The sequence below is a fragment of the Gephyromycinifex aptenodytis genome (genome assembly GCF_012277275.1).
Lineage (GTDB): Bacteria > Actinomycetota > Actinomycetes > Actinomycetales > Dermatophilaceae > Gephyromycinifex > Gephyromycinifex aptenodytis.
This window is the reverse complement of record NZ_CP051155.1, coordinates 1431822-1457765: the sequence shown is the minus strand read 5'-3', so window position 1 is coordinate 1457765 and position 25944 is coordinate 1431822. Positions and strand designations below refer to the sequence as shown.

The following is a 25944-nucleotide window of genomic DNA, read 5'->3' as shown; positions in this document are numbered from 1 at the left end:
TGTGGTGGGGGGGTGCCATTACCTGGCTGTGAAGCGCGCGGGGTGCTGGCCCGGCTGAGGAAGGCATCCCGCACCGGCCCACCGACCAGCGCTACCTCGTGGCCTGCGTCGGTGAATCTGGCGCCGAGCTCGAGCAACAACGGCAGGGACGGGGCGAGCTGGGCGCCAGCCTCAGCAAGGAGGGGTTCGGGGCACCAGGTGCCTGTAGGCGTACCGCTCATCGTCAGGGCTCCACCAGTTCGAGCCTCGCAGCAACTCGTGCGGACACGTCGCAAGTGGTGCCACTATCCATGGGAAGGCGACTCACTAATGGCACGAGAAGCATGAGGCGCCCACAGCAGGATCGATTGTGTGCAGGGGAGCGATAGGGATGCAGTGGGCCTCAGTGCGCAGCGGGACACATTCGGGCGACAGCACCCGTAGTTGGCGCGCGCTCGCTGGTCTGGCGCTGGCGTGGGCGTTGTCTGTGGCCGTCGCGTATGTGGGGTTCCCGCTGGGTGATGCCACCCATGCTGCGCACCTGTGGAGTGTGCTGGTGGCAAGTTGGTGGGCATCGCCGGTGGTCTCGTGGCCGGTAATCGGCGTGTTGGCTTGGTCAGCGCCAAGCTCGGGGGCGTGGTGGCGCGAAAGTCGTTGGGCGTTTGCTGGCCTGCTAGCGCTGACGCTTCTGTTCTGTGGCCTGGTGGCCGGGGTGGTGACCACGCTGGCTTCCATCGTCGCCGGTCAGGTCGCGGCGGTCGCCGTCGAGGGCATCGTCGGTGTGATCATGTGGGGCGTCTGGACCGGCCTGCCGGTGTGGGTGATTCTCGCGGGGCTCGCGGTGGCCCCTGCCGGTGTGCGGCACGTTCGATAGGGACGAACAACTGGTTGAGGCGCGGTCTCTCAGGCCCAGCGGTCTCGTGCGTACCGCCACCGCCTGCAGACCCGCCGCCGGGCGTGCCAGGACGGTCACACACACATCCGACCTGATCGCAGGGGGCATCCTGGGTCTCGATGACGGCTAGTGCCCCCGGCAGGATTCGAACCTGCGACACCCGCTTTAGGAGAGCGGTGCTCTATCCCCTGAGCTACGAGGGCGCGTGGGGTGTGGGCCCCGCGTCGGCCCATAATCGCACGGCGGACCCACCCGCACGCACCCGGCACGTCTCAGGGTGGGTGCTGGGCCGCATTAGGCTCAGCCTGAAGCGGCCCAGCCGCCCCATGCAAGGGAGCACGTATGAGCGAACGGATCCTCGTCGTCGGGGAGGCGCTGGTCGACATCGTCCACCGCAGCAACGGGCAGATCGAGACCCATCCGGGCGGCAGCCCGCTCAATGTGGCCGTCGGGCTGGCCCGGCTCGGGCACCCGGTCCACTACGCCACCCGCTTCGGGCACGACCCCCACGGCGAGATCATCCGCGAGCACCTCGCCCGCGAGGGGAACCTGCGTCTCACCCCCGGCTCCGACACCGCGTCGGCCACCTCCACCGCCGTCGCCACCCTCGACGAGAACGGCGCCGCCAGCTACGACTTCGACATCACCTGGGACATCGCTGACGCCCTCGACAGTCAGCCTGTCGGGCACCTGCACGTCGGCTCCATCGGCGCCACCCTCGCGCCTGGCGCGCAAGCCGTCCTCGCCGCGGCCCGAGCCGCTCACGCGAGCGGCACCGTCTCCTACGATCCCAACGCCCGGCCCAGCCTCATGGGCGACCCTGTCACCACCCGGGCGCAAGTCGAAGAACTCATCGCCGTCTGTGACGTCGTCAAAGCCAGCGACGAAGACATCGCCTGGCTCTACGACGGCCAAGACATCGAGCCGGTGATGAGTCGGTGGGCCGACCTCGGCGCGGCGCTCGTCGTCATCACCCGCGGCAAAGACGACACGCACGTACTCCTCGGGAGCGACAGATCACGCGAGAGCGTGCCGTCGGCCCCCGCGAACGTCATCGACACGGTCGGCGCCGGAGACTCCTTCATGGCCGGCCTCCTCAGCGGTCTGCTCGACCTCGGCTTCCTCGGCGGCCCCGCGCAGCGCCAGTCGCTGCGCACCGCCACCCTGGCCCAGTTGCAACCAGCGCTGCAGCGGGCCGTCGGCTGCGCGGCCATCACCGTCGCCCGCGCCGGGGCCAACCCGCCACATCGAAAAGAACTCGTCGAGGGTATCGGCCGCTAGGCGGCCGCCGGTACGGTGGAACAGAACCGGGGGATACCTGTGCGGCGGCGCCGTTGTGGTGACCTGCCAGGCGCAACGCGCCGACAACAAGGGGAGACGACGCCATGACCGACCCACGCCACCTGAACGCGCTCGCAACAGCCGGCAACCGACGCGCCCGCTCCACCCGGGCGCTCGCAACCACGCTCGCCGTGGCACTGATCCCGCTCGGGGCCGCCTCCGCTGCCGCTGCAGGCAGCGCCGCACCTGCAGCCAAGAGCACTACTAAGAGCCCCGCGGTGGACATCGGTAAACCAGGCCTGCCCGAGAAGCGTTCTGTAACCAAGCTGGCTCCCGGGGTGAGCGTGACGACGATCGTGCGCGGCGGGGCGCCCGCCCGCGCCGGCGCCATCAACACCACCCCTTACGGGCCGTGGCGGATCCGCGTCGCCACCATCGAGCCGGGGCGCGCCAAGGGCCAACTGCGCACCGCGATCGGCTACGACCTCGCCCACTCCGAAACCGTCTCGACCCTCGGCACGTGGAGCCGCTCACTCGTGGCGATGAACGGCAGCTTCTTCGCCTTCACTCGCTCCAAGGCCTACCCCGGTGACCCGCTCGGGCTGGCCGTCAACGGCGGCACCATCGTCAGCGAACCTATGCGGGTCGCAGGCCACGTGGGCCTCCTGATGGACTCCACCAGCAAGAAGCTGCGCATGGGCAGCTACACGTGGACCGCCACGCTCACCGGCTCCACCCCGGGGAACACCCGCGAGGTGCTCGCCGTCGGGGCCGTCAACAGCCCGCCGGTCGTGCCCGCTGACTGCACCTTGCCTGGTTCGGCCGGGTGCACCTCCCGCGGTTCGGTCATTCGGTTCACCCCGCACTGGGCCAAAACCACGCCGGCCGGAGTCGGTTCCGAGGTCGTCCTCGGTAAAGACGGCTGCGTCGTCCGGGCAACGCCGCGTCGCGGAACCGCCCTCACCCCGGCCCAGACCTCCATCCAAGCCACCGGTACCTCCGCCGCGCGACTCCTGGAGCTTGCCGGATCCGGTTGCCCCGCGTTCAGCGAAACTCTGCGCGACGGTAGCGGCAAGGCCGTGAAACTCACGCCGACCACGTTCGGCGTCACCGGCCGCTACCGCCTCCTCGCTGACGGCAAAAACGTGGCCCCGTCAGGTTCCAGCGCGTTTCTGCGCCGCCACCCTCGCTCGATCATGGGCTCAACCGCCGACGGCACCGTGATGATGGTGACCATCGACGGTCGCTCGACACTCAGCGTCGGCGCGACCCTCGTCGAGGCCGCCTCGGTAGCGCGCTCTCTCGGCATGACCAATGCGGTCAACCTCGACGGCGGCGGCTCTACCGCGATGGCGGTGCGCGGCAAGGTCCTGAACCGACTCTCGGAAGGGCGAGAACGCGCCGTCGGCGACGCCGTCGTCTTCATGCCCTGATGCCTACGGGGCGGGCGCGCCGCAGCTGCTTGCCTCATGCAGTCTCTGTCTACGTAGGTGCTCAGTCTCGATACAGAGGTCAACCCCAAGGCCGCACAGGGCTTCTCGCAGTGCGCCCTGCTCGTGTCTGCACAGCCCGGGGGCAACGAACGGATAAAATCAAATGGTGACCCGTAGCCCGTCTGTGCCTGAGCCGACCCCAACTGGGCCGCAGCGCACGCCCTCGCCCAGTTCTGCCGATGAGGAATCGGTCGAGGTGCCCGCATCATCGCAGCCGGCACCCGAACCACGCCCTGCTGGCGGGCCGCGTGAGTTCCGTGACGAGATCGTCGCCGATGTCGTGCGCGGCTGGCGCCGCGACCTGGCCGACGTGGGCGGGGCAAACACGCTGCTGTGGTACCGGGACCTACCCGAGGGCACCCTGGACCTGACGACGGTGCACCCCGGCGGGGTGTCGATGCTGATGGCGGGCGGCTCAACCCGCCTGTCCCACCTGGTCCGCGAACGCACCGCCTTCGCCGAAGCCCGCCGCCGGGCGCAGGTGATCCGCGAGAAAAGCATCGAACTACGCGACGAACGCGGACTGGTCTCCTGCTTCATGGCGCTGGGGATGGCCACCTGGGAGGTGCCGGGACCGCAGCAGCCACACGCGCCGGTGCTGCTGCGCCCGTGCACGATCCACCCGATAGATGCCAGCTGCAGCGACTTCGATCTCGACCTCGGCACCGAGGTGGAGGTCAACCCGGTCCTCGTGAACTATCTACGCCACGAACAGGGCATCAACCTGGACCCCAAGGCGCTGGCCGAGTTGGCCGCCGTCTCGACACGCTTCGACCCGATGCGGGTCTTCCGCGAGCTTGCCCGCACCTGCGCGTTCATCCCCGGCTTCTCCGTGACCGACCGGCGCGTCGTCACCACGTTCTCCTATACCAAGCTGCCGATGGTGGCCGACCTCACCGAACAGGGCATGGACTTGGGCGAGCATGAGGTGCTCGCCGCCCTGGCCCGAATCCCAGGGGCGCGCCCGCTGCGTCCCGCCGGGGAAGCCCCCGCAGACGAACCCATCGACCCCGGCGCTGAGCTCCTTGCGCTGGACGCCGACGCAACCCAGTCCCGGGTGGTGCTCGACGCACGCGCCGGAGGCCACCTTGCCGTCACCGGCGGGCCCGGCACTGGTAAAAGCCGGACCATCGCCAACCTCGTGGCTGCGCTGGCCGCCGACGGCAAACGGATCCTGCTGCTGACCCAGGCCCGATCCGCGTTGGAAGCCGTCACGACCCACCTGGACGAGGCCGGTCTGGGTTCGCTGGTCCTGGACGCCCACGGCGACCTGCCCGACGCCCAGTCCATCGCCCGCGACATCGTCGCCACCCTGGACCGGCGCCGTCCCGCCCGCGAACCGGACGTCTCCGGCCTGCGCGAACAACTGCGCGAAGTCGGTTCCCAACTCGAATCCCACGTCGCAGCGGTGCATGAGGTGCGTGAACCGTGGGGCGTGAGTGTCCTGGCCGCCCAGCAAGCGCTGGCCGCCCACGAAGAGCGGGCCGACGCCCCGTCCTCCACCGTGGTGCTCTCCCGGGAGGTGCTGGCCGGACTCGACATGGATGAGGCCGCCGCGGCAGGAAAACTGCTCGCCTCCGTCGCCGAACAAGGCGGATGGTCTAAGAACTGGCACGAAGACCCCTGGTACCGCGCCTGGGTCACCACCAACGAAGAAGCCGACCGGGCCGTCACCCTCGTCCGCGAACTGCATGAAGGCCGGCTGGAGGAGGCCCGGAGTGTCCTGGACGCGACCCTGGTCGAGGCGGGCCTGCCTCCGGCGGAAACCCCCGACCACTGGGACGGTGCCCTCGATCTCATGGCAGGGGTGCGCAAGACTCTCACCTTGCTGCCCGAAGACGTCTTTCTCCAGCCGCTGGACTACTTGCTCGGAGCCACTGCCGACCGCCAGTACCGGCAGGAACGAGGCATGTTCCTCGGTTGGCGCAGCCGCCGTGACCTGCGGCGCCGAGCCGAATCGCTGCTGAACCCCGACGTCAGCCTCGATCAACTGCACGACGCGCTCTCGGCAGCTCACCAGCAACGGGTGGAGTGGACGGCCTGGAGCGGCACCTCGGACCTGCCCCGGGTGCCGGCAAGCCTGGACGAGGCTCGCCACGTCTGGGAACAGCTCGGCTCCGACCTGCGCTGGCTCTCCGAACGCCTCGAAACGACAGCCCACGGCGGGAACCTCTTCAGCATCACGGTGGAGGAACTGCGCGAGCGCATCGCCCACCTCGCCGCCCACCTGGACCGGGTCCCCGTCCTGCCCAAGGTCGCACCAGCGCTGGACCGGGCGCTGGCAGCCGGCCTGGACGAGGTCATCGTCGACCTGGCCGGCCGCGAGGTGCCGGCCGAGCAGATCCCTACCGAAGTCGAACGCATCTGGTGGCGTTCCGTTCTCACCCATATCAGCGCCGAGGACCCCCGCATCGGTAGCCACGACGGCGACCACCTGCGCGTACTCGTCGACGAATACGCCCGCCTAGACCACGACCACGTGCGCGCGAGCCGCGACGAACTGCGCCTCAAACTGGCGCAGCGGCTACACGAGGCGGCCCATTCCCACCCCGACGCCGAAACGGCCACGCGCTACGCGGCCTCTGGCACCGGCGCAGGAGTGCCGGCCAGGGCCCTGTTCGTCCAAGCCCACGAGTTCCTCACCGATGTGCGCCCCTGCTGGGCGATGAGTCCGCTCGCGGTAGCGGCATTGCTGCCGCCGGGCCGCTGGTTCGACGTGGTGATCGTCGAGGAAGCCGCACAGCTGCTCGTCGCGCATGCGGTGTCCGGGATGAGCCGCGCTGCACAAGTGATCGTCGTCGGCGACGAAGCCCAACCACCGCCGACGGGGTACAGCACAGCTGCGCCGGCCCCGGCCGAACAAGCCGACCCCGACGACGTGGTGCCCAGCCGCGCCGGCCCGACCCTGCTCGATGTCGCCCTGGAAACCCTGCCGGTGCGCCGCCTGACCTGGCAGTACGGTGCCCAGGACGAGTCGCTGGTCGCCTTCGCCAACCAGCGCGTCTACGACGGGCAGATGGTGACCTTCCCGGGCACCTCCCCGGAGCCGGCTGTGGAACTGGTCGTCGTTAACAACGAACCGCGGTGCGAGCCAGGAACCGACGTCATGCTGGACGCTCCGGCGGATTTGGACCCAGAAACCCAGACAGTGCTGGACTTGGTGCGTCACCACACGCGCACCCGGCCCGAAGAATCCTTGGCTGTGGTGACGTTGAGCACGGCTCGAGCCGAGTTGCTGCACAGCGCTATCCATGGGGCGCTCGGGTCCGACCCGGCGCTGGCTTCGTTCTGGGCCCGCGAGGGTGCCGGGGTCGTCTCGGTCATCGATCGAATGGTGGGCGAGCGCCGCGACGCGGCGATCCTGTCCCTGGGCTACACCCCGCAGCCGGACGGAGGCCTCCCGCGCCGCTTCGGGCGGCTGGATTCCGAATACGGCGATCGGGTGCTATGCGCGGCGCTGGGCATCCCCAGACGTCGAATGAGTGTCGTCTCCTCGATCACGCCAGAGGCCTTCACTGAACGCCGCCCCGCCACCTCAGGAGCGCTTCTACTGAGAGACCTGCTGCGCTACTTCGATCTGCACGGACAGGGCTCGGGGACTCCCGCCGTGGCGACCGCCAGCGGCACCACCGACCCGGCCCAGGTCCCTGCCGAAGCAGGCACTCAAAGTGGCAGCACCGAAACGGACCCGCTGCTTCGTCGGCTGATCGCCCCCATTTCCCGAGACGGCATGGTGTGTCGGCCCAACGCCGGACTGGGCCGGTTGCGGGTCGATGTGGCCGTGGCCGCGCCCGATTCACCGTCACGTCCGGTGGTCGCCGTGCACAGCGACGGACTCGCCCACGCCCGGATCCTGGACCTGCGCAACCGGGAACGGGTTCGGGCCGAGCAACTCCGCCGACTGGGGTGGGAGGTTGTGCGGGTATTCGGCAGCGACCTACTGGAACAACCGCGCCGCGAACTGCCCCGCATCCACGAGGCGCTACGCGCTGTGGAGGCCCGCGGCATCCTCGTGCGTCGTTCAGGTGGGCACCGATGAGCCAAAGACCGCCCGGCGGCAAGGACGCACCCGATCCGCAGCCGCGCACCCGGCGCGGCGTTCGTTCCGGGCCCGAGCAGACCCGGGACGATACCGACGCAGGCTGGGGTGAGTGGCGCGAGGAGAGCGAGCACGAGCGCTGGCTGCAGGAGCAGCGCCCTCCGCACTGGGAGTGAGACAGCAACAGGGGCGCCACCGAGGATCGGTGGCGCCCCTGTTATCTGCGGGTCAGCGGCGCGAGCGCAGCTCGTCGCGGATTTCCTGCAGCAGCAGGATGTCCTCGGCAGGCGTCTCCGCCACGGGCTCGAGGCCGCGGGCGCGACGCTCGGCGAGCTTGTTCATGGGGAGGATGATGAGCAGATAGACGACGAGTGCCGTCATCAAGAAGACGATCAGCGCGTTGAGGATCGTCGAGAAGTCGATGAAGGTGGCCTCAGCCATGTCAGAGCGCAGCGAGAACCCGAATCCGTTGGATTCCGGGCTGCCGGCCGCGTTGATGATAGGCGTAACCAGGGCAGTGATGAGGGTGTCGACAACCTTCTGGAAGGCCGAGCCGATCACGACGGCGACGGCGAGTTCGACGACGTTGCCGCGCAGGATGAAGTCTTTGAAGCCTTTGAGCATGGAGGTCCCTGTTCTCGGTGGTGGATGTGCCGCGTCAACTGCGCTGTAGGCGGCGGGCCCGACTGAGTCTAGGGGCTAACACGGTTCGTTAACGACCGATGACCGTTCTCGGGAAGGTGCCGGGGTTAGGGCGTGCTTAGTGAGCGGGCTCACCCGGCGCTAGTCGAAGTGCGGGGTGAACCCCTTCGGCGGCGGCAACGATGGCCGGGACAGAGGAGGTAGGCGCCGCAATCGTCAAGCCTGACGTGGGCGTGGTGCTGCCCAGTGGATCAGCGGTTTCGCGGGCGTCAATCGCGAGTACCCGCACATCGCTGGCCACGGTGCGCCCATCCGGAACCGCGAGCAGGTCCACCCGGTCGCCGGCGCGCACCAGCGACAGCGATCCCGGATCGGCGGCCCGCACATGCACGGCTCGTTCGCTGGCGCGCAACGGTCCCAATGCCCGCGCAGCATCGGTGCGTGCCGTGGTGAGCATCTCACCCTCGTTCAACGGCAGCACCAGTCGCCGTCCAAGGGCGCTGGAGGTGTCCGATACGGCCTCGGCCGGGAGCACCCGCGCAGGCGCTGAGATGGTGCGTAGGTCGGCCGCGGTGAGGACGTGACCTGCCGGGACGTCGCGGGCAGCCACTAGGACCGGGGTCTCTTCAGCGGCTAAGCCGCGCAAGGTGAGGAAGACCGCCAGCCCGAGCAGGATGGCCGATCCCATCCGCCGCAAACGTCGGTGGCGGGCCAGGCGGGCGCGCGACGACAACGGGCGGGCGGACCGTGAGCAGGGGTGCGGCATGCCGCTCAGGCTAGAGAACCGACCCCGAAACCCACCGCAGTGTTCGCCCGCTGTTGGCGGCTCAGGAGGTAGAGCTGGAGGATGTGGACGACGTCGAACTGGAGGCGCTGGAACTCGAACTGTTCGAGCTTGTCGTCGTCGCATTCGCCGTGCTGGATTTCGTCGCACCGGCGTCGCCGGAGGCCGTGCTGGACGCCGAGGACTTGCTCCCGGAAGGCTCAGCGCCGCGGGAATCTGTGCGGTAGAAACCAGATCCCTTGAAGACGATGCCGACAGTGTTGAACAGCTTGCGCAATCGCCCTTCGCACTCGGGGCAGACCGTCAGCGTGTCATCGGTGAACGACTGAACGATCTCGAAGTGGTGCTCGCACTGCGTGCAGGCGTAAGCGTACGTGGGCATGTGTCATCTCCAACAGCGACAGGGAATCGGGGCAAGTGTAGTCCCCCGCCTGCGGTGCCCCCGCCGCGCTGGTCGACCTCGGCCCGCTTCAGCTGCGGGGACGGGGCGGGGGACGCCGGGAGGTGACACTGCGTTTTTTCGCCGCAGACCAACCGGCCAACCGGCCACTGTTATCGACCGCGCGTAGGCGTTCCTCGACAGCACCGAGAAGTCGGAAGGGCGCCACGATGAGCATTTGATCGCCGTGATGCAGCCGGGTCGACAGGGTCGGGACGAAGGTTTCCCCGCCACGCACCACCAAGGAAACGGCGCTGCCTGTCGGCAGTCGCAGCTCGAAGATCTCCAAGCCGTGCAGCAGCGACCGTTCACCGACCTCGACCTCCAGTAGTTCGGCCCCGACCTTGTCCAGCGGCGTCGATTCCACATCCAGACTCATCGGCCGCTCCGGTTCGTCGACCCCGAGCTGCTTGGCCACCCACGGCATGCTCGGGCCCTGCACCACCGTGAAGATCACCACGAGCACGACGACCACGTTGAACAGCCACGAGATGCCTGGCACCCCCACCAGCAACGGCACGATGGCCAGCACGATGGGCACCGCGCCACGTAGGCCCGCCCACGACAGGAAGATCTGGTCACGCCAGCTGGTGCGGAACCACACCGTGGAGGCGAACACCGACAGCGGCCGAGCCACCAGCAGCAGCACAAGCCCCAGGATGAGCGCGAGCGGCACAGCCTCCAGCAGACCTTCGGCGTCGGCGAGCATCCCCAGCATGACGAACAGCCCGATCTGCGCCAGCCATCCCAGCGCTTGGGCGAAACCACGCGAGGCCACCCGGTGCGGCAGCCGCATGTTGCCCAGCACCAGCGCCGACAGGTACACCGCGATGAACCCGCTGGTGTGGGCCACCGAGGCCAAACCGTAGGCGAGCAGCGTCCATGACAACACCCCGATGGGTACCAGTCCGGCGGCCGCAGAGGACAGATGCCGCATCACGCGACCACCCAGGTAGCCAACGGCGATGCCGATGAACGCGCCGCCGGCGAGTTCCAGAGCGATGAGCAGCAGCAGGTCGAAGGGGTTACTCAGGTGACCGCTACCGACGATGTGTTCCGACAACGCCACGACCAGCAGAACCACGGGGGCATCGTTGAACCCGGACTCGGCCTCCAGGACACCGGTAAGTCTGGAGGGCACCCGCACCTCACGCAGCACCGAGAACACGGCGGCGGCGTCGGTGGAGGACAGGATCGCTCCGATGAGCAGGGACGTGGCTACGTCGGCGTGCAAGAAAACGTGGGTGGCGAAACCGATGACACCCACTGAGACGGCCACGCCCAGCGTGGACAGCAGCGCTGCCGGTGCGACCGAGGGTTTTATGTCGGGCCAGGAGGTCGTCAAACCGCCTTCGGCGAGGATGAGAATGAGCGCCGCGTAACCCAACACCCGGGCCAGGCCGAGCGAGGTGAACACCTCGTGCAGGCCCGTCTGGCCCAGGATGAGGCCGATGCCGAGATACAGCAGCAGGGTCGGCAACCCCGAGCGAACCGCCAGACGCACCGCAGCTACCGCAACCAGCAGGACAGCGGACGAGACCGCGAGGGCGACCCCGAGGTCCTCAACCGTGAAGCCGCCGCCGTCGCTCACCCAGTCCCCTTCCGTCAAACAGGTGCGCGAATGCGCGCTCGCGCCTCCGCAGATGTGCCTAGTTTCCCAGGTGGTCGGGCCCTATCGGTAAAACCGTCCATCCGCGCGAGGGCGTGACCACCGCATCGACGGGGGAATCATGTGGTTCGTGCGGTAGCGCGGCGACCAGTTCATCATCGAAAAGGATCGTCGCCACGGGGGCACCGTCGGCTCGACGCTGCAGCGCTCTGTCGTAGCAACCGCCACCTTGGCCGAGTCGGTGCCCGGAGGCGTCCACGGCCAACCCCGGGGTGAGCACGACGCTCGCCCGGCCGATGGCCTCCACACCCAGGGCGGGCCCTTCATCGTCCCGGTCCTCCCCACCGGGCAGGTCCGCGGCATCGCTCTTGGCGGCGGCGGAACCGCGCCGGCCGTCGAGGTTCGCCATCGGCGGCTCGTGGAGAGTGCCGGGAAGCAGCTCATGCCAGTCAAGGTCGAGGTCAGGCAACGTCCGCGGCACCAGGACCCGCACGCCCCGTTCCAGCAGTGCCGTGCTCAAGGCATGCGTGGGCGGTTCGGTAGGGGTGGAGCGAAACAGCGCCACGGTCGCGCCGGGCTGACCCCACCGGGGCAACGGTTGCGCGGCCTCACCGGTCGATCCCGGTGCCGGCTGGGCCAGCGGCATGGTCTCGTCGAGATGGCGCAGGACCGCCTCAGCCAGCGCCTGCGCCGCCCGTTCCCGCGCGCTCGCCGCGTCCGGGGCGTTCGCGCGCTCCCGACGCGCGCGACGGATCTGGCTGCGCAAAGCCTTCTTTGCATCCTTGCTCTCCATAGCGTGATTCTGCCGTGCCCGCTCGCCATCCCGCAGGTCGGCTCTGACGCCGATAGGGTGACGGGATGACGAACCCGCCTCGGATGTGATGGGAGCACCTTGTTGATTCCCGTCGAGGAACACCTGGCTCGAATCCTGAACACGGTGCACGAGCTGACACCGACCCGCACCGCGCTCGACCACGCCTTGGGCTGTGTGCTGGCCACAGACATACGCAGCCGGGTGTCTCTACCCGGCTTCGACAACTCAGCGATGGACGGGTACGCCGTCTACAGCTCCGACGTCGCCGACGCATCCAGCCAAGCTCCGGTGCAGTTGCCGGTCGAAGGCGATATCGCCGCCGGAGACACCACACACCACCGGCTGCGCGCTGGACGCACCTTCCGCATCATGACCGGCGCCCCGGTACCGATCGGGGCGGATGCGATCGTTCCGGTGGAACAGACCGACGCCGGGGTGAAATCGGTGTCCATCTACGAGGGCGTGCCGCACGGCCGCCATGTACGCCCCCAAGGTGAAGACGTGGGGGAGGGCACGATCGTGCTTCGGCGCGGCACCCGCCTGAGCGCGCGCCACATCGCCTTGGCGGCGGCGGTCGGGCACGGGGAACTATCCGTGATTCCCACCCCACGGGTCGTCGTGATCTCGACCGGTGATGAGCTCATCACCCCCGGGCAGGTGCCGGGATTCGGTCAGGTAGTCGACAGCAACGGGCCGATGATCGCCGCGGTAGCCCGGGAACTGGACGTGGTCGCCTCCCGAGTCGGCGGGGTTGCCGACGACGAAGAGACCGTGCTGCGCACCTTGCGTGCCCAACTGGGACGCGCCGACGCCATCATCACCACCGGTGGGGTGAGCATGGGCGCCTACGACGCGGTCAAAGCCGTCCTCACCCGGCTGGGCACGGTCCAGTTCGACCGGGTCGCCATGCAACCGGGCAAGCCGCAAGGATTCGGCACCATCGGTGAACACAACACCCCGGTGTTCACCCTGCCCGGCAACCCCGTCAGCGCACTCGTCTCCTTCCACGCCTTCGTCGCCCCGGCGCTTCGGCTGATGGCGGGACGGCCTGCGTTCGAATCGGCGCCGCTGGAGGCGCAGGCCGCGCAAGCCTGGCCCTCGCCTTCGGGAAAGCTGCAGTTTGCGCGGGTAGCCCTAGAGCACGACAGCGATGGCCTCAAAGCGCGCTCCGCCGGTGGTCAGGGCTCCCACGTTCTGGGCAGCCTGGCCGAGGCCGACGGGTTCGCTCTGGTCCCACCGCACATCACCCGCGTCGAGATCGGCGACCGTCTACTCGTCATGCCGCTGGGCAGCGCCGCAACCTCCCGTCGCGGCGGGGCGGATTGGTACGGGCGCGCCTGGTGCGGCACGGAGGTGTCCGAATGAATGAATCCCTGACCCATGTCCGCGCTGATGGCAGCGCCCACATGGTCGATGTCTCTGCCAAACCCGTCACCGCCCGAAGCGCCAGCGCTGCCGGGCGGGTGCTGCTCTCACCACGTGCGGTGGCGGCCCTGCGCGGCGGGGATGTGCCCAAGGGGGATGCGCTCGCGGTGGCCCGGCTGGCCGGGATCCAGGCGGCCAAACGCACCCCGGAACTCGTGCCGTTGGCCCACCCGGTCGCGGTGCACGCGGTAACGGTCGACCTGCACGTGGCCGATGACGGCGTCGACATCTCCGCCACGGTACGCACCGCGGATCGGACGGGGATCGAGATGGAGGCGCTGACGTGCGTAAGCGTCGGGGCTCTGGCTCTGGTCGACATGGTCAAAGCCGTCGACAAGCATGCCCGCATCACCGACATTCGGGTCACGGCGAAGTCCGGAGGGCGTTCCGGGGACTGGGTCGAGGATGAGCGAGACGCGCCGTGAGTACTCGCGCTGCGGTCATCACCGCCTCGACGCGGGCCGCGGGTGGCGTCTACGCCGATCGGTCTGGGCCGCTGGTCGTGGCGCGGCTGCGCGACTGGGGTTTCCAGGTCGATGAGGCTGTCGTGGTCGCCGATGGTGAAGCGGTGGGGCAGGCCTTGCGGGAGGCGATCCAGGGCCCAGCCCGACTCATCATCACCACCGGTGGAACCGGTCTGGCCCCCAACGATCTGACGCCCGAAGTGACGTTGCCGTTGCTGGATCGGCAGGTGCTGGGCATCCCGGAGGCGATTCGTGCCGCTGGCGTCGCCAAGGGCGTGCCGACCGCGATGCTTTCGCGGGGCGTGGCCGGGGTTGCCGGTGACGCCCTGGTGGTCAACCTGGCCGGTTCGACCGGCGGGGTGAAGGACGCGCTGGAGGTGTTGGAACCTGTCCTGGCGCATGCCTTGGAGCAGATTCTCGGTGGTGATCACTGATGGCCGGGTTGTGGCCGACGGTGCTGACCGTCCGCGAGCGTGGCCAGCCCGACCGCGTCATGCGGGCGCTGCGCCCCCGGGATCGCAACGAGTGGGAGCGGTTGCGGCTCACCAACCGGGAATGGCTTGAACCATGGGAGGCAACGAGCCCGAACCCGGCCGGGCCGATGCGTTTCCGCGCCCTGGTTCGCCACTACGAACGTGAAGCGCAAGCCGGTCGCCTGCAACCCTTCGTGATCGAGGTCGGCGGGCGCCTGGTGGGTCAGATGCACCTGTTCGGGATCACCTGGGGGTCCCTGTGCAGCGGCAGCGCCGGGTATTGGGTGGCTCGTTCCATGGCCGGGCAGGGCATCGCCCCGCTCTGTCTGGCGGCCCTGGTCGACCACGCCGTCTACGGTTTGGGGCTGCACCGGGTGGAGGTCAATGTTCGCCCCGAGAACGTGGCAAGCCTTCGGGTGGTGCAGAAGTTGGGCTTCCGTGATGAGGGAGTGCGCCAGCGGTATCTGCACATCGGCGGAGCCTGGCGCGACCACCGCACGTTCGCCATCACAACCGAGGACCTATCCGGGGGCTCACTGGTGGCGCAGTGGCACGCTCGTAACGGCTTAGATCTGCACGCCTCGGCACGCCCGGTTCCTCCGGGGGAGAGCCCATCCTGAAGCTGGTAAGCGACCGCGGCCAGCTGGGCAGCTTTCCGGGGCGCTAGCAGCAACGACGGCTTCGGAACCGCCACATTCGGCCGCGTTCGGCGTGTGGAGTTACACGGTTGTGATTTTCTCCTCAGACACGCGCCATAACTCCCGACAGTCGGGCGTTGCGCGCCTAACCTGAGGTTGTGTCGCCCAGCAGCCTGATCTTCGTCGCCGTCGTCGCCATCTGGGCTACCTACATCGTGGTCGATACGACGCGGCGTCGGGAGCACTTGGCAACGGCCCGGTCTGTGGACCGGTTTTCCGCGCAGATGCGCGTCCTGCAGCGTCGCGCTGTGCGCCGCGAAAGCGCCCAGACCTTCGAGGCCAGTTCGGCTCCGGTGCGTCGTTCGGCATCGGCGCTGCTCTACCGTACGCCTGCTCCGGCGGGTGCCCGCGGTTCCGTAGTTAACCCCTCTACCGGGTCCACCCGGCTGGCTAAGCCGGCTCCGGTGGTGATGCCGCGTAGCGTCCGTCGTCAACGTCGGGTTGCCGCTGTGGCCGCTTTGGTCGCTGCGTTGACTGCGCTGGTCTGTGGTGTGCTGGCGGGTTTCGGTCTGGTACATGTGGCGGTTCCGGTGGCGGCTGCGGTGGTTTCGGTCTGTGTGGTGGCGTGGTTGCGCAGCCAGGCTGTCGCGGACCGGGCGCGGGTCCGTCGCGTCGAGGCCGCTGTGCGGCGCGCTGCCGAGCGCCAACTGCGCGCGGCGCAAGAACCTGTGCAGGAAGAACTCATCGAGTTGCCGCCGCTGGTGGCCACCCCCAAGCGGGTCGCGGCGGACGAACCGTTCGATGTGCGCCAGTGGGACGAGCCCGAGGTTGTTGCCGAGCCGGACAAGAACGACCCGTTGCAGGGCACTCCCGGGTGGGAGCCGATCCCGGTCCCGCCGCCCACCTACACCCTCAAGGCTCGCGCCGATCACCCCGTGCCGCCCCCGCTCGCAGTTCCGGACAACACCCCGGTGGCGCTGCAGGACGACTGGGACGATGTGGCCTGGGACGAGCCCTGGTCGCGGGCCGTGGGTGACTGAAACACCTGGTCCGCACCTGCCCGACAGTCGATTTCGATCGGCTGGGTTTCGGGTGCTAGGGTAAGGACTCGCATCTGGGGCTGTGGCGCAGTTGGTAGCGCGTCTCGTTCGCAATGAGAAGGTCAGGGGTTCGAATCCCCTCAGCTCCACCAGTTGTCACCCCGTCAGACCAGGACATCGATTCCCGGGTCGGCGGGGTTTTTCATGCGTAGATCCAGGGCCCGCATCCTCACCCGCCGTGTCCGTCCCGGGTGCCCTGCCCCGGGAGCTGCTTGCGCCAGAGTCTCGGGTAGCCGTTATCGGGCGGAGGTCCCCCACAGCAGACGCCGCGCGCTGGGCCGTCGGCGATGGGAGCATGAGGGGAGCGCAGCGAGAGGTAGGCCGAGATGGCGCGTCTGGTCGGGGTATATAACGCTCGGGGTGGGCTCGCGGGCGAGTTGCGTTATCTGCTCGGCAAAGTCACCGGCGGTAGCCATTGCGCGCTGTGCGACATCACTCACGGACTCAACCCGCGGGGCAAGAAGCAGTGGCGTGCCCTCTCACCTCGACTGCCGTTGGCCATGAGCGTCGTGCACCTGGATGAGATGGATGCCGCTGCGGCGGCGCTGGTCGGCCCCCGTAACGCACCGGCCGTGCTTTACCTGGATGGCCGCAACGACCGCATTCTGCTGGATGCCGCGGCCCTCGAGCGCTGTAACGGCGATCCGGTGAGACTCGCAGCCGCCATCAGCTCGGCTCTGGCTGCCTCGGACTGACCAGCCAAAAGCCGCAGAGGCCGGCCCAGGTCTAGGACGCACGCCCCCATTCCGCGCCCTTAGGGGGCAGCGCTGGAGCGCCGAATGTAATAACCTGCGTAGCTATGCAGGTCATGAATAAGGCGAGGCTTTCCTACGTCCATCCGCCTCCGCAGCTCTCGCCCATCGCCCGGTTCGGCCTGCGTCGGTGCCGTGGCCCGGTGGCGCTTTTGCGGCCCGTTCAGGTAGGGGGTGCGGCTGATGTGGTCGGTTCTGCGTAACCCCACCTACGCGAAGCTGTTCTGCGCACAGGTGATTGCGCTGCTGGGCACCGGCCTACTTACCGTTGCGCTCGGCCTGCTCGCGTTCGATATCGCCACCGACGCCGCCGGATCGGTGCTCGGGACGGCACTGACCATCAAGATGATCGCCTACGTGGGGGTGGCCCCTCTGATCGCAGCCCTGGTGGACCGGCTGCCGAAGAAGGCAGTCCTGGTCAGCGCCGACCTGGTACGGCTGGCGATCGCCTTGACCTTGCCGCTGGTCACGCAGCCGTGGCAGGTGTACGCGCTGGTGTTCGTGCTGCAATCGGCATCGGCGACCTTCACTCCCGCCTTCCAATCTCTCATCCCCGCGGTGCTGCCGGAGGCGCGCCAATACACCCGGGCGCTGTCGCTGTCCCGACTCGCCTACGACCTGGAGTCACTGCTCAGCCCGATGATCGCGGCGGCCCTGCTCAGTTTCGTTGCCTACAACTTCCTCTTCGTCGGCACCGCGGCCGGGTTCGCCATCTCTACCAGCCTGGTCCTGGCCTCGCGTTTGCCGCACATCCCCAACGAGCAGGCGGAGCACACGTTCTGGCAACGGGTCCCCTTGGGAGTGCAGGTCTTCGCCCGCACGGACACGCTCCGGTTCCTGATGCTCGCCAACGTCGTCGCAGCGGTGGGGACCTCACTGGTGCTGGTGAACTCCGTGGTCTATGCGCGGGGGGTCTACCACCTGGGGGATACTGCGCTGGCCATCACCCTGGCCTGCTTCGGGGTGGGCTCCCTACTGGCCGCCCCCAATATCCCCTGGATCTTGGAACGCTTCACCGTGGTGCACACGATGCTCGTCGGAGCAGCCATCGTCACCGCGGCGCTGTTGTCGGCCGTGATCGTGACTGCGGCCGCTCCTAGGGGCGCAGGATGGGGCTGGTTGCTGGCCACCTGGACCCTTCTCGGCCTGGGCACCTCGCTGGTGAGCACGCCCTCCTCCCGGCTCCTGGCCGATGCCTCCACAGCCAAGAACCGGAACCTGGTCTATACGGCGCAGTTCGCGCTCTCGCACGCGTGCTTCCTCTTCGCCTACCCGATCGCCGGATGGATCGGATCGGTGAGTCTGCTCGCGGCCGCAGCGGTCCTTGCTGGGCTCGCTCTGCTCGCGACGGTCGCAGCAACGATCTTCGCCCTGCGCCGCAACCTACGAACGGCCAGCGACGAGACGCTCACCCAACCAGAGGCCGGGGCTACCGTCCTGCGGAAAGCTCGCCCGTGAGCGCGGTCTGAGCCCGGTGCCCTAGGCCGGCCCTGCCGACGGGCTGCAGTCAGTCGTGGTTCAGATCGAGGCGAAGGATGATGCGCGGCAGGCCCCCGTATTTGCGAACCCGGGCGACCTCGCGGAACCCACTGCGGTGCAAAGCCGCCAGGCTAGCGGCGTTGTCGGGATGCACGGTGCTGGCGATCACGTCGTAGCCGGACGGCACCGCCTGGACGGCCGCGCCCACCAGCCGGCTCTGCCAGCCGCGGCGCTGAAAGGCCGGGTCCACTGCGCAAATTTCCATGTGCGCGACGCGAGCCGGGTCGACCTGCAGGTCAGGGCCGAGGTTGTCCTCGTCCGGGCCCGGGAAGCGCACGATCTGAAAGGCGATCAGCTGCCCGTCTTCCTCACCGACCAGAGTGAACCCTCGCTCAGCGACGTGGGCTGCGAAGAACTCTTCGTCGTCGACGAAAACGTGGTCCTTGGCTGTGGCGCGAGCAGCAACGTGCAGGATCTGGTGCATCCGGGCAACGTCCCTGGAATTGGCGGGGCGAATCGTCACGCACCCATCATCTGCCACCACCGCGATGACAGCCGTGTGGCCACCCCAGCTGACATGGGACGCTAGAGATATGAGTGCGGTCGACCAGCAAGGTGGAGCAGGGCCGGGGCGGGAAACGCCGCCCCCTCCGGAGTCGTGGCCAGGGGCCGGCGGACAACGTTCCGTCGCGCCGCCTGTTCCCGCCTGGCCCGGCAGTCCCACCGCCGGTAGCGACGGTCCCGGCGGGTCCTGGCCGGGAGCGGTCGCGCTGAACCAACCGCTGGAGGCCGAGTGGCGGCGTCCGCAGCACCACGTGAGCCCCAAGGCCAAACAGGTGTGGCGCCTCAGCGCCGGCCTCGGCTGGCTCATCCCGGTAGCCGCCGTCGTGGCCGCGATTGTCTTCCTGCCCGAACAGCGCACCATCGCGTGGTGGGTTCTGGGTGCGTTCCTGCTGCTGGCGGCGCTCCATATCGGGTTGATGCCCATCTACCGCTACCGGGTCCACCGCTGGGAGGTCACCGCAGAGGCGGTGTACACCCAGTCCGGATGGGTCAGCCAAGAACGCCGCATCGCCCCCATCTCGCGCATCCAGACCGTTGACAGCGAGTTCGGCCCCATCGAACGGCTCTTCGGACTGGGCACTCTGACGGTGACCACAGCCTCGGCTGCCGGCGCGTTGCGGGTAGCCGGTCTGGAGAAGGCCACCGTGAACCGGCTCGTCGAGGACCTGACACGGGTGACCTCAGCCGTGCGTGGCGACGCGACGTGAGCAGCCTGGAGGACCTCAGGCAGGCCTCGGCGCACGACATGCCACCAGCATCGATGCAGTCCCCGAGTGCCGGTGGTGAACTGGACCCCCGATTGAGGACCGGGTGGCGCCGACTGGACTCACGGATGCTGCTCATCGACCCGGTGCAGTCCCTCGTGGGGGCCCTGCCCTCCTTCCTGCCCGTCGTCATCGTGGGCACCGCCGCGACCGACGCGAAATTCTGGTGGTTCGCCCTCCCGTTGATCGGGCTCGCCCTGGTGGTCGGTGTGCTCACCTGGTGGAAGACCGAATACCGCATCACCTCTTCCCAGCTGCAACTGCGGCGCGGGCTCCTGCAACGCAATACCCTCACCGCGCCCCTGGACCGGATCCGTACCGTCGACGTGACGGCTTCGCCGCTGCACCGGCTGCTGGGAGTGGCGACGGTGAAGATCGGTACCGGCTCTGACGAACCGTTCAAACTCGACGGGCTGTCCGCCTCAGAATCACAGGCGCTGCGCTCCGCGCTGCTGCACGTGAGCAGAGCCGCCGCGCCCAGTCAGGGCACAACAGCGGCCACCGGCGATGCGCTACCGCCCGGGGCAGAGTTCAGCGATGTCGAGCTGTCCCGCCTATCACCCGCGTGGCTGCGCTACGCGCCCTTCACCCTCTCCGGCGCCGTTGCGGTGCTGGCCGCGATGGGTTTCCTGGGGCAGTACATCGACGAGATCGGTGAGAAGGCGCTGGAGAGCGCGCTGGGCGCATCCGTGGTGGATTACGTACAGCACACCCCGTGGTGGCTGAGCCTGATCGAGGGGGTGGCGGCGGCGCTGGTGGTGTTGCTGACGGCTTCGATGACCACCTACGTCCTCATGTACTGGAACTACTCCCTGACCCGTCACCCCGGGGGCACGCTCGGGGTGCGCCGGGGGCTGCTCACCACGCGACACACGACGGTCGAAGAGACACGCCTGCGCGGGGTCACCCTGGTTCGCCCCCTGCTGCTGCGCTGGGTGGGTGCTGCCAAGGCCGACGTGATGGTGACGGGACTATCGGGCGGGGCGGAAGCGACATCGAGTTCCTCGGACCTGCTGGTACCGCCGGCGCCGCTGGCCGAGGCCGTGCGTGTGGCAGGTGCGGTGCTTGGTGATCCAGAGCCCATCACCTGCGCGTTGCAGCAACACGGAACTGCAGCCGCGCGGCGCCGGTACACCCGCGCCTTCACCGCCGCGGCGCTGGTCGTCATCCCGTCCTGGGTGGCGCTGTGGATTGCGGAGATGCCTTGGTGGTCAGCGGTACTGGCGGCGACTCCACTGCTGCTGGCAGCGCCGATCGCCAAGGGCCGGTACGCGATGCTCGGGCATGCCCTGACCAGCGGCCACCTCGTCGCGGCCAGTGGGTTGTTCCCCCACGAGCGTTCAGTGCTGCGCCGCAGCGCCATCATCGGCTGGACGATGCAGTCCTCGTTCTTCCAACGACGCAGAGGCCTGGTGACGTTGAAAGCCACCGTGGCGGCCTCGGCAGCCGAGATCGTCATTCTCGATGTTCCGCAGGCCCGCGCGGTGCAGATCATGCAGGCCGCCACTCCTGGACTGGTGGAGCCCTATCTGGACCGGCTCAGATCCAGGACGGGAACCAGATCCTGAGCTGCCACTGCGCAAACGGGATCACCTGGGCGACATAGATCGGCCAGAAGAAGGCGAACATCGTCACTGCCCCGACGCAGTACGTGGCCCAGATCCCGACCCCGACCCGGCGCCGAGTGGGGGAGTCCTCGGCCCGTCCCAGTGCCAACGAGAGTAGGTAGGTCACCGCCAACACCACCCACGGCACGAACGCCACCGAGTAGAAGGTGTAGATGGTGCGCTCCTGGTATTGGAACCACGGTAGGTAACCACCTGCGAACCCGGCGAGCACAGCGCCGGCGCGCCAGTCCCGCTTCAGCGCCCACATGAACAGCAGGACCAGCAGCGCCGCCGACGCGGTCCACCAGATGAGTGGGTTGCCCAAGTTGAGGATGGCCCGGCTGCAGGACTCCACCCGGCAGCCCTGCTCGCCCAGCTTGGGGCCTTCGTAGAAGAAAGACGTGGGGCGGATCTGCAGCATCCACGACCACGGGTTGCTCTGATAGTCGTGGGGGGAGCTGAGTCCGACGTGAAACCGCATCATCTCGGCGTGGTAAGCCCACAGCGAGCGCATCGCGTCAGGAACCAGCGAGCCGATGCCGTGCGCCGGATGTGACTGCGCCCAGTCGCGTTTCCACCCGCCTGCGGTGGCGAACCAACCCCACCACGAAAGCAGGTAGGTCAGCAGCGCCGATCCGACGATGGTCAAGAACGCGGCCGGGGCATCACCACGCATTGAGGCGACCCACCAACGCCGGATCCCCACGGATCGGCGTGCGCCCATCTCCCAGAAAACCGTCATCAACCCGAAGATGGCCAGGAAGTACAACCCCGACCATTTGACGCCGATCGCCAACCCGAGGCTGACTCCGGCCGCCCAGCGCCAGGGACGCAGCCCCAGCCACGGTCCGTACCGCAACGCGGGATCATCGGGCTGGACGCCCTGCTCGAGCAAGGCGCCGACCTTGCGGGCCAAGATCTCCCGGCTGGCGTCGCGGTCGATGAGCAGAGCGCAGAAGCCTGCCAAGGCGAAGAACATGACCGACATGTCAAGCAGTCCGGTGCGCGAATGCACGAAGTGCTGGCCGTCCACGGCCAACAGCAGGCCCGCCGTCAGCCCGAGCACGGTCGAGCCGAACATCCGTCGCGCGGCGCGGGCCAGCATGAAGATCGACAACGTGCCCAAGACGGCGACGCCGAAACGCCAACTGAAGGGGTTGGAGGCGCCGAAGATATATTCACCGGCGGCGATGACCCACTTGCCGATCGGTGGATGCACCACGAAATCGGGATTGGCGCCGAAGACATCCGGTGTCCCGGAGGCCCACACCTGATCCACTCCCGGGGTGGCGTCCTTGGCGGCGAGGGTGTCCAGCACCTTGCGTTCGTGGCCATAGCGAATGAGGGACCACGCCTGCTTGACGTAGTACGTCTCGTCGAAGACGAGGGTGCCCGGTTGGCCCAAATGCCAGAAGCGCAGGATGCCGCCGTAAACAGCCACCAGCACGGCGCTCAACAGCCCGGCAAAGGTGTCCGTCGGGCGAACCCCGAGCAGCCGCAGCCTCAGCCGCTCGGTCTGACTCATAGCCCAATGGTAGGGCGAACCGGCACCTGCCCTGATCAACCAGGCGGCATGCTGTCACGATCAGGGGATGAGCATCTCCGACGGACTACTGATTCTTGCCGCCACACCCATCGGGGACCCGCGGGATGCCTCGGCCCGGTTGGCGCTGGAGTTGCAGCGTGCGGATGTTGTTGCCGCCGAAGACACTCGCCGCCTGCACCGGCTCTGCTCCGACCTGGAGGTGAAACCGGTGGGCTCGGTACTGGCCTACCACGAACACAACGAAGCCGGCCGAACCGCTGAGTTGGTGGAGCGGATGCGTACCGGAGCCCGAGTGCTTCTGGTGACCGATGCGGGGATGCCCAGCGTGTCCGACCCCGGTTTCCGGCTCGTGGAGGCAGCCGCTGCGGCCGATGTGCGCGTCACCTGCATCCCGGGGCCGAGCGCGGTGCCGGTGGCGCTGGCCGTCTCCGGGCTGCCGGTGGACCGGTTTTGTTTCGAAGGGTTCCTGCCGCGCAAACCAGGGGAGCGGGCGCGGGCGCTGGCGAACCTGGCAGCTGAGCAGCGCACGATGGTCTTCTTCGAAGCGCCCCACCGTACGCAGGTGACTCTGGCCGCGATGGCGGCAGTGTTCGGGGCGGAACGCCGTGCGGCGCTGTGCCGAGAACTGACCAAGACCTATGAAGAGGTACGCCGCGGTTCGCTCGCAGAGTTGGCGCAATGGGCGCAGAACGAGGTGCGCGGGGAGGTCACCCTCGTGGTCGAAGGTGCCCCCGCGCGTCGAGCAGCGCCGAGCGAGGTCGTCGAGGAAGTCCTGGAACAGGTGGCGGAGGGGGTACGGCTCAAGGACGCCTGCAAAGCGGCTTCCGCCTCCTGGGGGTGTTCCACCAAGGAGTTGTATGACTTGGCCGTGGCCAGGCAGCGCGCCAGCCGGATGTGATCAGCTCTCTCGAAGGGGGTTTGCCAAAGTCATGGCGGGGGTGAATCTCGCCCACTAGCCTTGATTCTGTCGACGGCGCAGTCAACAACGGGCTTCTCTACCCGTGGCGCTCGACTCGCGGGGTGCCGCACCGCCGCGAAGGATCCAGGGCGAGGAGAGTCATGAAAATCGGTGTTCCAACCGAGGTGAAGAACCGCGAGTACCGGGTCGCGATCACCCCCTCCGGGGTGCACGAACTTGTCCAGAACGGTCACGAGGTCTTTGTGCAGGAGGGTGCCGGACTAGGGTCCTCAATCGCCGACGAGGAGTTCGTAGCCCGCGGCGCCACCATGCTGAAAGAGGCCGACGACGTCTGGGGTCAGGCCGACATGGTGCTCAAGGTCAAAGAGCCCATCGAGTGCGAGTACCACCGGCTCCGCAAAGACCTGGTGTTGTTCACCTACCTTCACCTGGCCGCTGACCGTCCTGGAACCGAAGCGTTGATGAAGGCCGGCACCACTGCCATCGCCTACGAGACGGTCCAGTTGCCCAACGGCGCACTGCCGCTGCTCTACCCCATGTCTGAGGTTGCCGGTTGTCTGGCTCCTCAGGTCGGCGCGCACGCCCTCATGCGGGCCTACGGCGGCCGCGGTGTCCTCATGGGTGGCATCGGCGGTGTGGCCAGCGCCAAGGTCGTCGTGCTCGGCGGCGGCGTCGCCGGCCAGAACGCCGCCAACATCGCGGTCGGCATGGGCGCCGACGTGACGATCCTGGACACCAACCTGGAGAAGCTGCGTCAGGTCTTCTGGCGCTGGCAGGGCCGCATCCACCAGTTGGCTTCCAACCAGCTGACCGTCGCTGAGCAGGTGGCCGAGGCCGACCTGGTCATCGGATCGGTACTCGTCCCCGGAGCCAAGGCGCCCAAGCTGGTCACCGATGACATGGTCGCCACGATGAAGAGGGGCTCCGTGCTTGTCGACATCGCCATCGACCAGGGCGGCTGCTTCGAGGGCTCGCGTCCCACCACGCACGACGACCCTGTCTTCGAAGTCCACGACTCGCTCTACTACTGCGTGGCCAACATGCCTGGCGCGGTGCCGCACACCTCCACCTATGCGCTCACGAACGCGACCATGCCGTACGCCGTCCGGCTGGCGAACATGGGGTGGAAGGCTGCGCTGCAGCAGGACCCGGCGCTGGCTCTGGGCCTGAACACCCACGACGGGCACATCACGTACCAGGCTGTGGCCGACGCATTCGACCTCGAGTACACCCACCTGGACGAGGTCCTGGCCTGATCTGATTGGCTTCGCGCCCCCGGGTCATACCGGGGGCGCGGACGCGTCCGCAACCTGCCTGGGGCTTCGGGCACCCCGGAGCGCAAAGGCGAGGACCTAAGTCCATAATCCAGGGCCGGCGTCCATTCCAGATGTCGCAGACTAAGATGAGGGGTCGGCTAATTCCTGACGGGCAGCCGCTCACCTGCCCACCAGGCTCGTCATGACGATGTCGAAATCGTCACTGTGAGCGTTCCCAACCCGAATCGACTCGCAGAACAGGGCAGACTTCGCTCGTGGCTACTACGACTCTGACAACGCAACGGAGTTCGGCTCGTTCGACCATCGGTCTCAAGATCATGATGGCCGTCTCAGGGCTTTACTTCGTCCTCTTCGTCCTTATGCACATGTACGGCAACCTCAAGATCCTGGCAGGTCACGAGGCGTTCGACACCTACGCGCATCACCTGCGCGAATTCGGTGCCCCGATGCTGCCGTACACCGGCTTCCTCTGGGTCTTCCGCGTGACCCTGCTGATCGCGCTTGCTGCCCACGTCTACTCGGCAATGAAACTGTGGGCGCGCGCCGGTCGGGCTCGTAAGTCGCGATACCTCGTGAAGAACTCGATGGGGACGCCCTTCTCCTCTCGCACGATGCGCTGGGGCGGCATCACGTTGCTGCTGTTCATCCTCTTCCACCTCGCCCAGTTCACGCTTCGCTGGTTCACCGTCGGGCCGGCTGTGGAATCCCCGGCGGCGATGGTGGTCAACGCCTTCCAGGTGCCCTGGCTGACTCTCATCTACGTTCTCGCGATGATCGCTCTGGGCCTGCACATCCACCACGGCGTGTGGAGCGCCTCCGAGACCCTCGGCTGGACGAACACTGCGAAGTCGCGAAACCTCGCGAAGATGGCCGGGCTGTTCCTCTCCGGGTTCATCGTCATCGGGTTCCTCATCCCGCCGTTGGCCATCATGTTCGGTCTGATCAAGTAAGGCGTCTGTCA

General features: G+C 67.9%; 24 protein-coding genes, 2 tRNA genes and 2 pseudogenes. 19 read left to right on the top strand and 9 right to left on the bottom strand.

Annotated features, from left to right (window positions below):
- Positions 1-44 precede the first annotated feature (44 nt).
- A pseudogene (locus G9V96_RS15085) lies at positions 45-221 on the bottom strand (CCA tRNA nucleotidyltransferase); the annotation flags it as partial.
- A gap of 149 nt (positions 222-370) precedes the next feature.
- Between G9V96_RS15085 and G9V96_RS06275 the strand changes: the two are divergent.
- Positions 371-853 (top strand): hypothetical protein, encoded by a 483-nt coding sequence (locus G9V96_RS06275; protein WP_168582272.1) that lies wholly within the window; start codon positions 371-373, stop codon positions 851-853.
- A gap of 151 nt (positions 854-1004) precedes the next feature.
- On the opposite strand, the gene G9V96_RS06270 is transcribed toward G9V96_RS06275, so the two are convergent.
- Positions 1005-1077, bottom strand: a tRNA-Arg gene (locus G9V96_RS06270).
- A 139-nt stretch (positions 1078-1216) separates the two neighbouring features.
- Here G9V96_RS06270 and G9V96_RS06265 point away from each other — a divergent pair.
- The 4 genes from G9V96_RS06265 to G9V96_RS06250 all read left to right on the top strand — a co-directional run bounded on the left by G9V96_RS06265 (position 1217) and on the right by G9V96_RS06250 (position 7863).
- Positions 1217-2155: a carbohydrate kinase family protein gene (locus G9V96_RS06265; protein WP_168582271.1), complete on the top strand. Its 939-nt coding sequence runs from the start codon at positions 1217-1219 to the stop codon at positions 2153-2155.
- A 104-nt stretch (positions 2156-2259) separates the two neighbouring features.
- Positions 2260-3588: a phosphodiester glycosidase family protein gene (locus G9V96_RS06260; protein ID WP_168582270.1), complete on the top strand. Its 1329-nt coding sequence runs from the start codon at positions 2260-2262 to the stop codon at positions 3586-3588.
- 256 nt (positions 3589-3844) lie between these two features.
- Positions 3845-7687, top strand: coding sequence for an AAA family ATPase (locus G9V96_RS06255; RefSeq protein ID WP_168582269.1), 3843 nt, complete (start codon positions 3845-3847; stop codon positions 7685-7687).
- Positions 7684-7863 carry a hypothetical protein gene (locus G9V96_RS06250; protein ID WP_168581190.1) on the top strand — a complete coding sequence of 60 codons (180 nt, stop codon included), beginning with the start codon at positions 7684-7686 and terminating at the stop codon, positions 7861-7863. Before G9V96_RS06255 ends, G9V96_RS06250 begins: the two co-directional genes overlap by 4 nt.
- 52 nt (positions 7864-7915) lie before the next feature.
- Here the strand turns inward: G9V96_RS06250 and mscL are convergent, their stop codons facing one another.
- Positions 7916-8311, bottom strand: a complete 396-nt coding sequence (gene mscL, locus G9V96_RS06245; RefSeq protein WP_168582268.1) for a large conductance mechanosensitive channel protein MscL — start codon at positions 8309-8311, stop codon at positions 7916-7918.
- A gap of 136 nt (positions 8312-8447) precedes the next feature.
- Entirely contained in the window at positions 8448-9095 is a 648-nt protein-coding gene (cpaB, locus tag G9V96_RS06240; protein ID WP_168582267.1) for a Flp pilus assembly protein CpaB, read from the bottom strand.
- A gap of 83 nt (positions 9096-9178) precedes the next feature.
- Between cpaB and G9V96_RS15310 the strand changes: the two genes are divergently transcribed.
- Complete coding sequence (locus G9V96_RS15310; protein WP_319643833.1) at positions 9179-9340, top strand: hypothetical protein; 162 nt, start codon at positions 9179-9181, stop codon at positions 9338-9340.
- A gap of 14 nt (positions 9341-9354) precedes the next feature.
- Here G9V96_RS15310 and G9V96_RS15305 read toward each other — a convergent pair.
- The 3 genes and pseudogenes from G9V96_RS15305 to G9V96_RS06225 form a co-directional block, all read right to left on the bottom strand.
- Positions 9355-9495: pseudogene (locus tag G9V96_RS15305) on the bottom strand (FmdB family zinc ribbon protein); the annotation flags it as partial.
- 88 nt (positions 9496-9583) lie between these two features.
- Positions 9584-11143: a potassium/proton antiporter gene (locus G9V96_RS06230; protein WP_168582265.1), complete on the bottom strand. Its 1560-nt coding sequence runs from the start codon at positions 11141-11143 to the stop codon at positions 9584-9586.
- 58 nt (positions 11144-11201) lie between these two features.
- The gene (locus tag G9V96_RS06225; RefSeq protein WP_168582264.1) at positions 11202-11954 is read right to left on the bottom strand and encodes a 5-formyltetrahydrofolate cyclo-ligase; all 753 of its coding nucleotides are present in this window, start codon (positions 11952-11954) and stop codon (positions 11202-11204) included.
- Positions 11955-12053: 99 nt separating this feature from the next.
- On the opposite strand from G9V96_RS06225, the gene glp reads away from it, so the two are divergent.
- The 8 genes from glp (at position 12054) to G9V96_RS06185 (ending at position 18285) form a co-directional block, all read left to right on the top strand.
- Positions 12054-13340 carry a molybdotransferase-like divisome protein Glp gene (glp, locus tag G9V96_RS06220; RefSeq protein ID WP_226913520.1) on the top strand — a complete coding sequence of 429 codons (1287 nt, stop codon included), beginning with the start codon at positions 12054-12056 and terminating at the stop codon, positions 13338-13340.
- Entirely contained in the window at positions 13337-13825 is a 489-nt protein-coding gene (gene moaC, locus G9V96_RS06215) for a cyclic pyranopterin monophosphate synthase MoaC (RefSeq protein ID WP_168582263.1), read from the top strand. The genes glp and moaC overlap by 4 nt, the downstream gene beginning before the upstream one ends.
- Entirely contained in the window at positions 13822-14298 is a 477-nt protein-coding gene (locus G9V96_RS06210; protein ID WP_168582262.1) for a MogA/MoaB family molybdenum cofactor biosynthesis protein, read from the top strand. Before moaC ends, G9V96_RS06210 begins: the two co-directional genes overlap by 4 nt.
- Positions 14298-14957 (top strand): GNAT family N-acetyltransferase, encoded by a 660-nt coding sequence (locus G9V96_RS06205; protein ID WP_168582261.1) that lies wholly within the window; start codon positions 14298-14300, stop codon positions 14955-14957. The genes G9V96_RS06210 and G9V96_RS06205 overlap by 1 nt, the downstream gene beginning before the upstream one ends.
- Before the next feature lie 176 nt (positions 14958-15133).
- A complete protein-coding gene (locus tag G9V96_RS06200; protein WP_168582260.1) occupies positions 15134-16015 on the top strand; it encodes a hypothetical protein in 882 nt (293 codons plus the stop codon).
- A gap of 76 nt (positions 16016-16091) precedes the next feature.
- Positions 16092-16167: transfer RNA gene (locus G9V96_RS06195), tRNA-Ala, on the top strand.
- 234 nt (positions 16168-16401) lie between these two features.
- Positions 16402-16770 (top strand): hypothetical protein, encoded by a 369-nt coding sequence (locus G9V96_RS06190; RefSeq protein ID WP_168582259.1) that lies wholly within the window; start codon positions 16402-16404, stop codon positions 16768-16770.
- A gap of 240 nt (positions 16771-17010) precedes the next feature.
- On the top strand, positions 17011-18285 hold the full coding sequence (locus tag G9V96_RS06185; protein WP_168582258.1) for an MFS transporter: 1275 nt from the start codon (positions 17011-17013) through the stop codon (positions 18283-18285).
- A 49-nt stretch (positions 18286-18334) separates the two neighbouring features.
- On the opposite strand, the gene G9V96_RS06180 is transcribed toward G9V96_RS06185, so the two are convergent.
- Positions 18335-18829, bottom strand: coding sequence for a GNAT family N-acetyltransferase (locus G9V96_RS06180; RefSeq protein WP_168582257.1), 495 nt, complete (start codon positions 18827-18829; stop codon positions 18335-18337).
- Positions 18830-18899: 70 nt separating this feature from the next.
- Between G9V96_RS06180 and G9V96_RS14945 the strand changes: the two genes are divergently transcribed.
- Together G9V96_RS14945 and G9V96_RS06170 are read left to right on the top strand one after the other, a co-directional pair.
- On the top strand, positions 18900-19577 hold the full coding sequence (locus G9V96_RS14945) for a PH domain-containing protein (RefSeq protein ID WP_210424475.1): 678 nt from the start codon (positions 18900-18902) through the stop codon (positions 19575-19577).
- Positions 19578-19630: 53 nt separating this feature from the next.
- Positions 19631-21202, top strand: coding sequence for a PH domain-containing protein (locus G9V96_RS06170; protein ID WP_168582256.1), 1572 nt, complete (start codon positions 19631-19633; stop codon positions 21200-21202).
- On the opposite strand, the gene G9V96_RS06165 is transcribed toward G9V96_RS06170, so the two are convergent.
- Positions 21174-22766 carry a dolichyl-phosphate-mannose--protein mannosyltransferase gene (locus G9V96_RS06165; RefSeq protein ID WP_168582255.1) on the bottom strand — a complete coding sequence of 531 codons (1593 nt, stop codon included), beginning with the start codon at positions 22764-22766 and terminating at the stop codon, positions 21174-21176. The two genes, G9V96_RS06170 and G9V96_RS06165, sit on opposite strands and share 29 nt — an antisense overlap.
- A 67-nt stretch (positions 22767-22833) precedes the next feature.
- Between G9V96_RS06165 and rsmI the strand changes: the two genes are divergently transcribed.
- The 3 genes from rsmI (at position 22834) to G9V96_RS06150 (ending at position 25933) form a co-directional block, all read left to right on the top strand.
- Complete coding sequence (gene rsmI, locus G9V96_RS06160) at positions 22834-23685, top strand: 16S rRNA (cytidine(1402)-2'-O)-methyltransferase (protein ID WP_168582254.1); 852 nt, start codon at positions 22834-22836, stop codon at positions 23683-23685.
- Positions 23686-23846: 161 nt separating this feature from the next.
- A complete protein-coding gene (ald, locus tag G9V96_RS06155; RefSeq protein ID WP_168582253.1) occupies positions 23847-24962 on the top strand; it encodes an alanine dehydrogenase in 1116 nt (371 codons plus the stop codon).
- 275 nt (positions 24963-25237) lie between these two features.
- Positions 25238-25933 (top strand): succinate dehydrogenase cytochrome b subunit, encoded by a 696-nt coding sequence (locus G9V96_RS06150; RefSeq protein ID WP_168582252.1) that lies wholly within the window; start codon positions 25238-25240, stop codon positions 25931-25933.
- The last annotated feature ends 11 nt before the right edge of the window (positions 25934-25944 follow it).

Excerpts from the sequence above, each read along its gene's own strand:
- cpaB (WP_168582267.1), bottom strand. The coding sequence starts at position 9,095 with ATGCCGCACCCCTGCTCACGGTCCGCCCGCCCGTTGTCGTCGCGCGCC.
- G9V96_RS06185 (WP_168582258.1), top strand. The coding sequence starts at position 17,011 with ATGTGGTCGGTTCTGCGTAACCCCACCTACGCGAAGCTGTTCTGCGCA.
- G9V96_RS14945 (WP_210424475.1), top strand. The coding sequence starts at position 18,900 with ATGAGTGCGGTCGACCAGCAAGGTGGAGCAGGGCCGGGGCGGGAAACG.
- G9V96_RS06205 (WP_168582261.1), top strand. The coding sequence starts at position 14,298 with ATGGCCGGGTTGTGGCCGACGGTGCTGACCGTCCGCGAGCGTGGCCAG.
- G9V96_RS06165 (WP_168582255.1), bottom strand. The coding sequence starts at position 22,766 with ATGAGTCAGACCGAGCGGCTGAGGCTGCGGCTGCTCGGGGTTCGCCCG.
- G9V96_RS06170 (WP_168582256.1), top strand. The coding sequence starts at position 19,631 with ATGCAGTCCCCGAGTGCCGGTGGTGAACTGGACCCCCGATTGAGGACC.
- ald (WP_168582253.1), top strand. The coding sequence starts at position 23,847 with ATGAAAATCGGTGTTCCAACCGAGGTGAAGAACCGCGAGTACCGGGTC.
- G9V96_RS06225 (WP_168582264.1), bottom strand. The coding sequence starts at position 11,954 with ATGGAGAGCAAGGATGCAAAGAAGGCTTTGCGCAGCCAGATCCGTCGC.
- rsmI (WP_168582254.1), top strand. The coding sequence starts at position 22,834 with ATGAGCATCTCCGACGGACTACTGATTCTTGCCGCCACACCCATCGGG.
- G9V96_RS06250 (WP_168581190.1), top strand. The coding sequence starts at position 7,684 with ATGAGCCAAAGACCGCCCGGCGGCAAGGACGCACCCGATCCGCAGCCG.
- mscL (WP_168582268.1), bottom strand. The coding sequence starts at position 8,311 with ATGCTCAAAGGCTTCAAAGACTTCATCCTGCGCGGCAACGTCGTCGAA.
- moaC (WP_168582263.1), top strand. The coding sequence starts at position 13,337 with ATGAATGAATCCCTGACCCATGTCCGCGCTGATGGCAGCGCCCACATG.
- G9V96_RS06265 (WP_168582271.1), top strand. The coding sequence starts at position 1,217 with ATGAGCGAACGGATCCTCGTCGTCGGGGAGGCGCTGGTCGACATCGTC.
- G9V96_RS06190 (WP_168582259.1), top strand. The coding sequence starts at position 16,402 with ATGGCGCGTCTGGTCGGGGTATATAACGCTCGGGGTGGGCTCGCGGGC.
- G9V96_RS06275 (WP_168582272.1), top strand. The coding sequence starts at position 371 with ATGCAGTGGGCCTCAGTGCGCAGCGGGACACATTCGGGCGACAGCACC.
- G9V96_RS06260 (WP_168582270.1), top strand. The coding sequence starts at position 2,260 with ATGACCGACCCACGCCACCTGAACGCGCTCGCAACAGCCGGCAACCGA.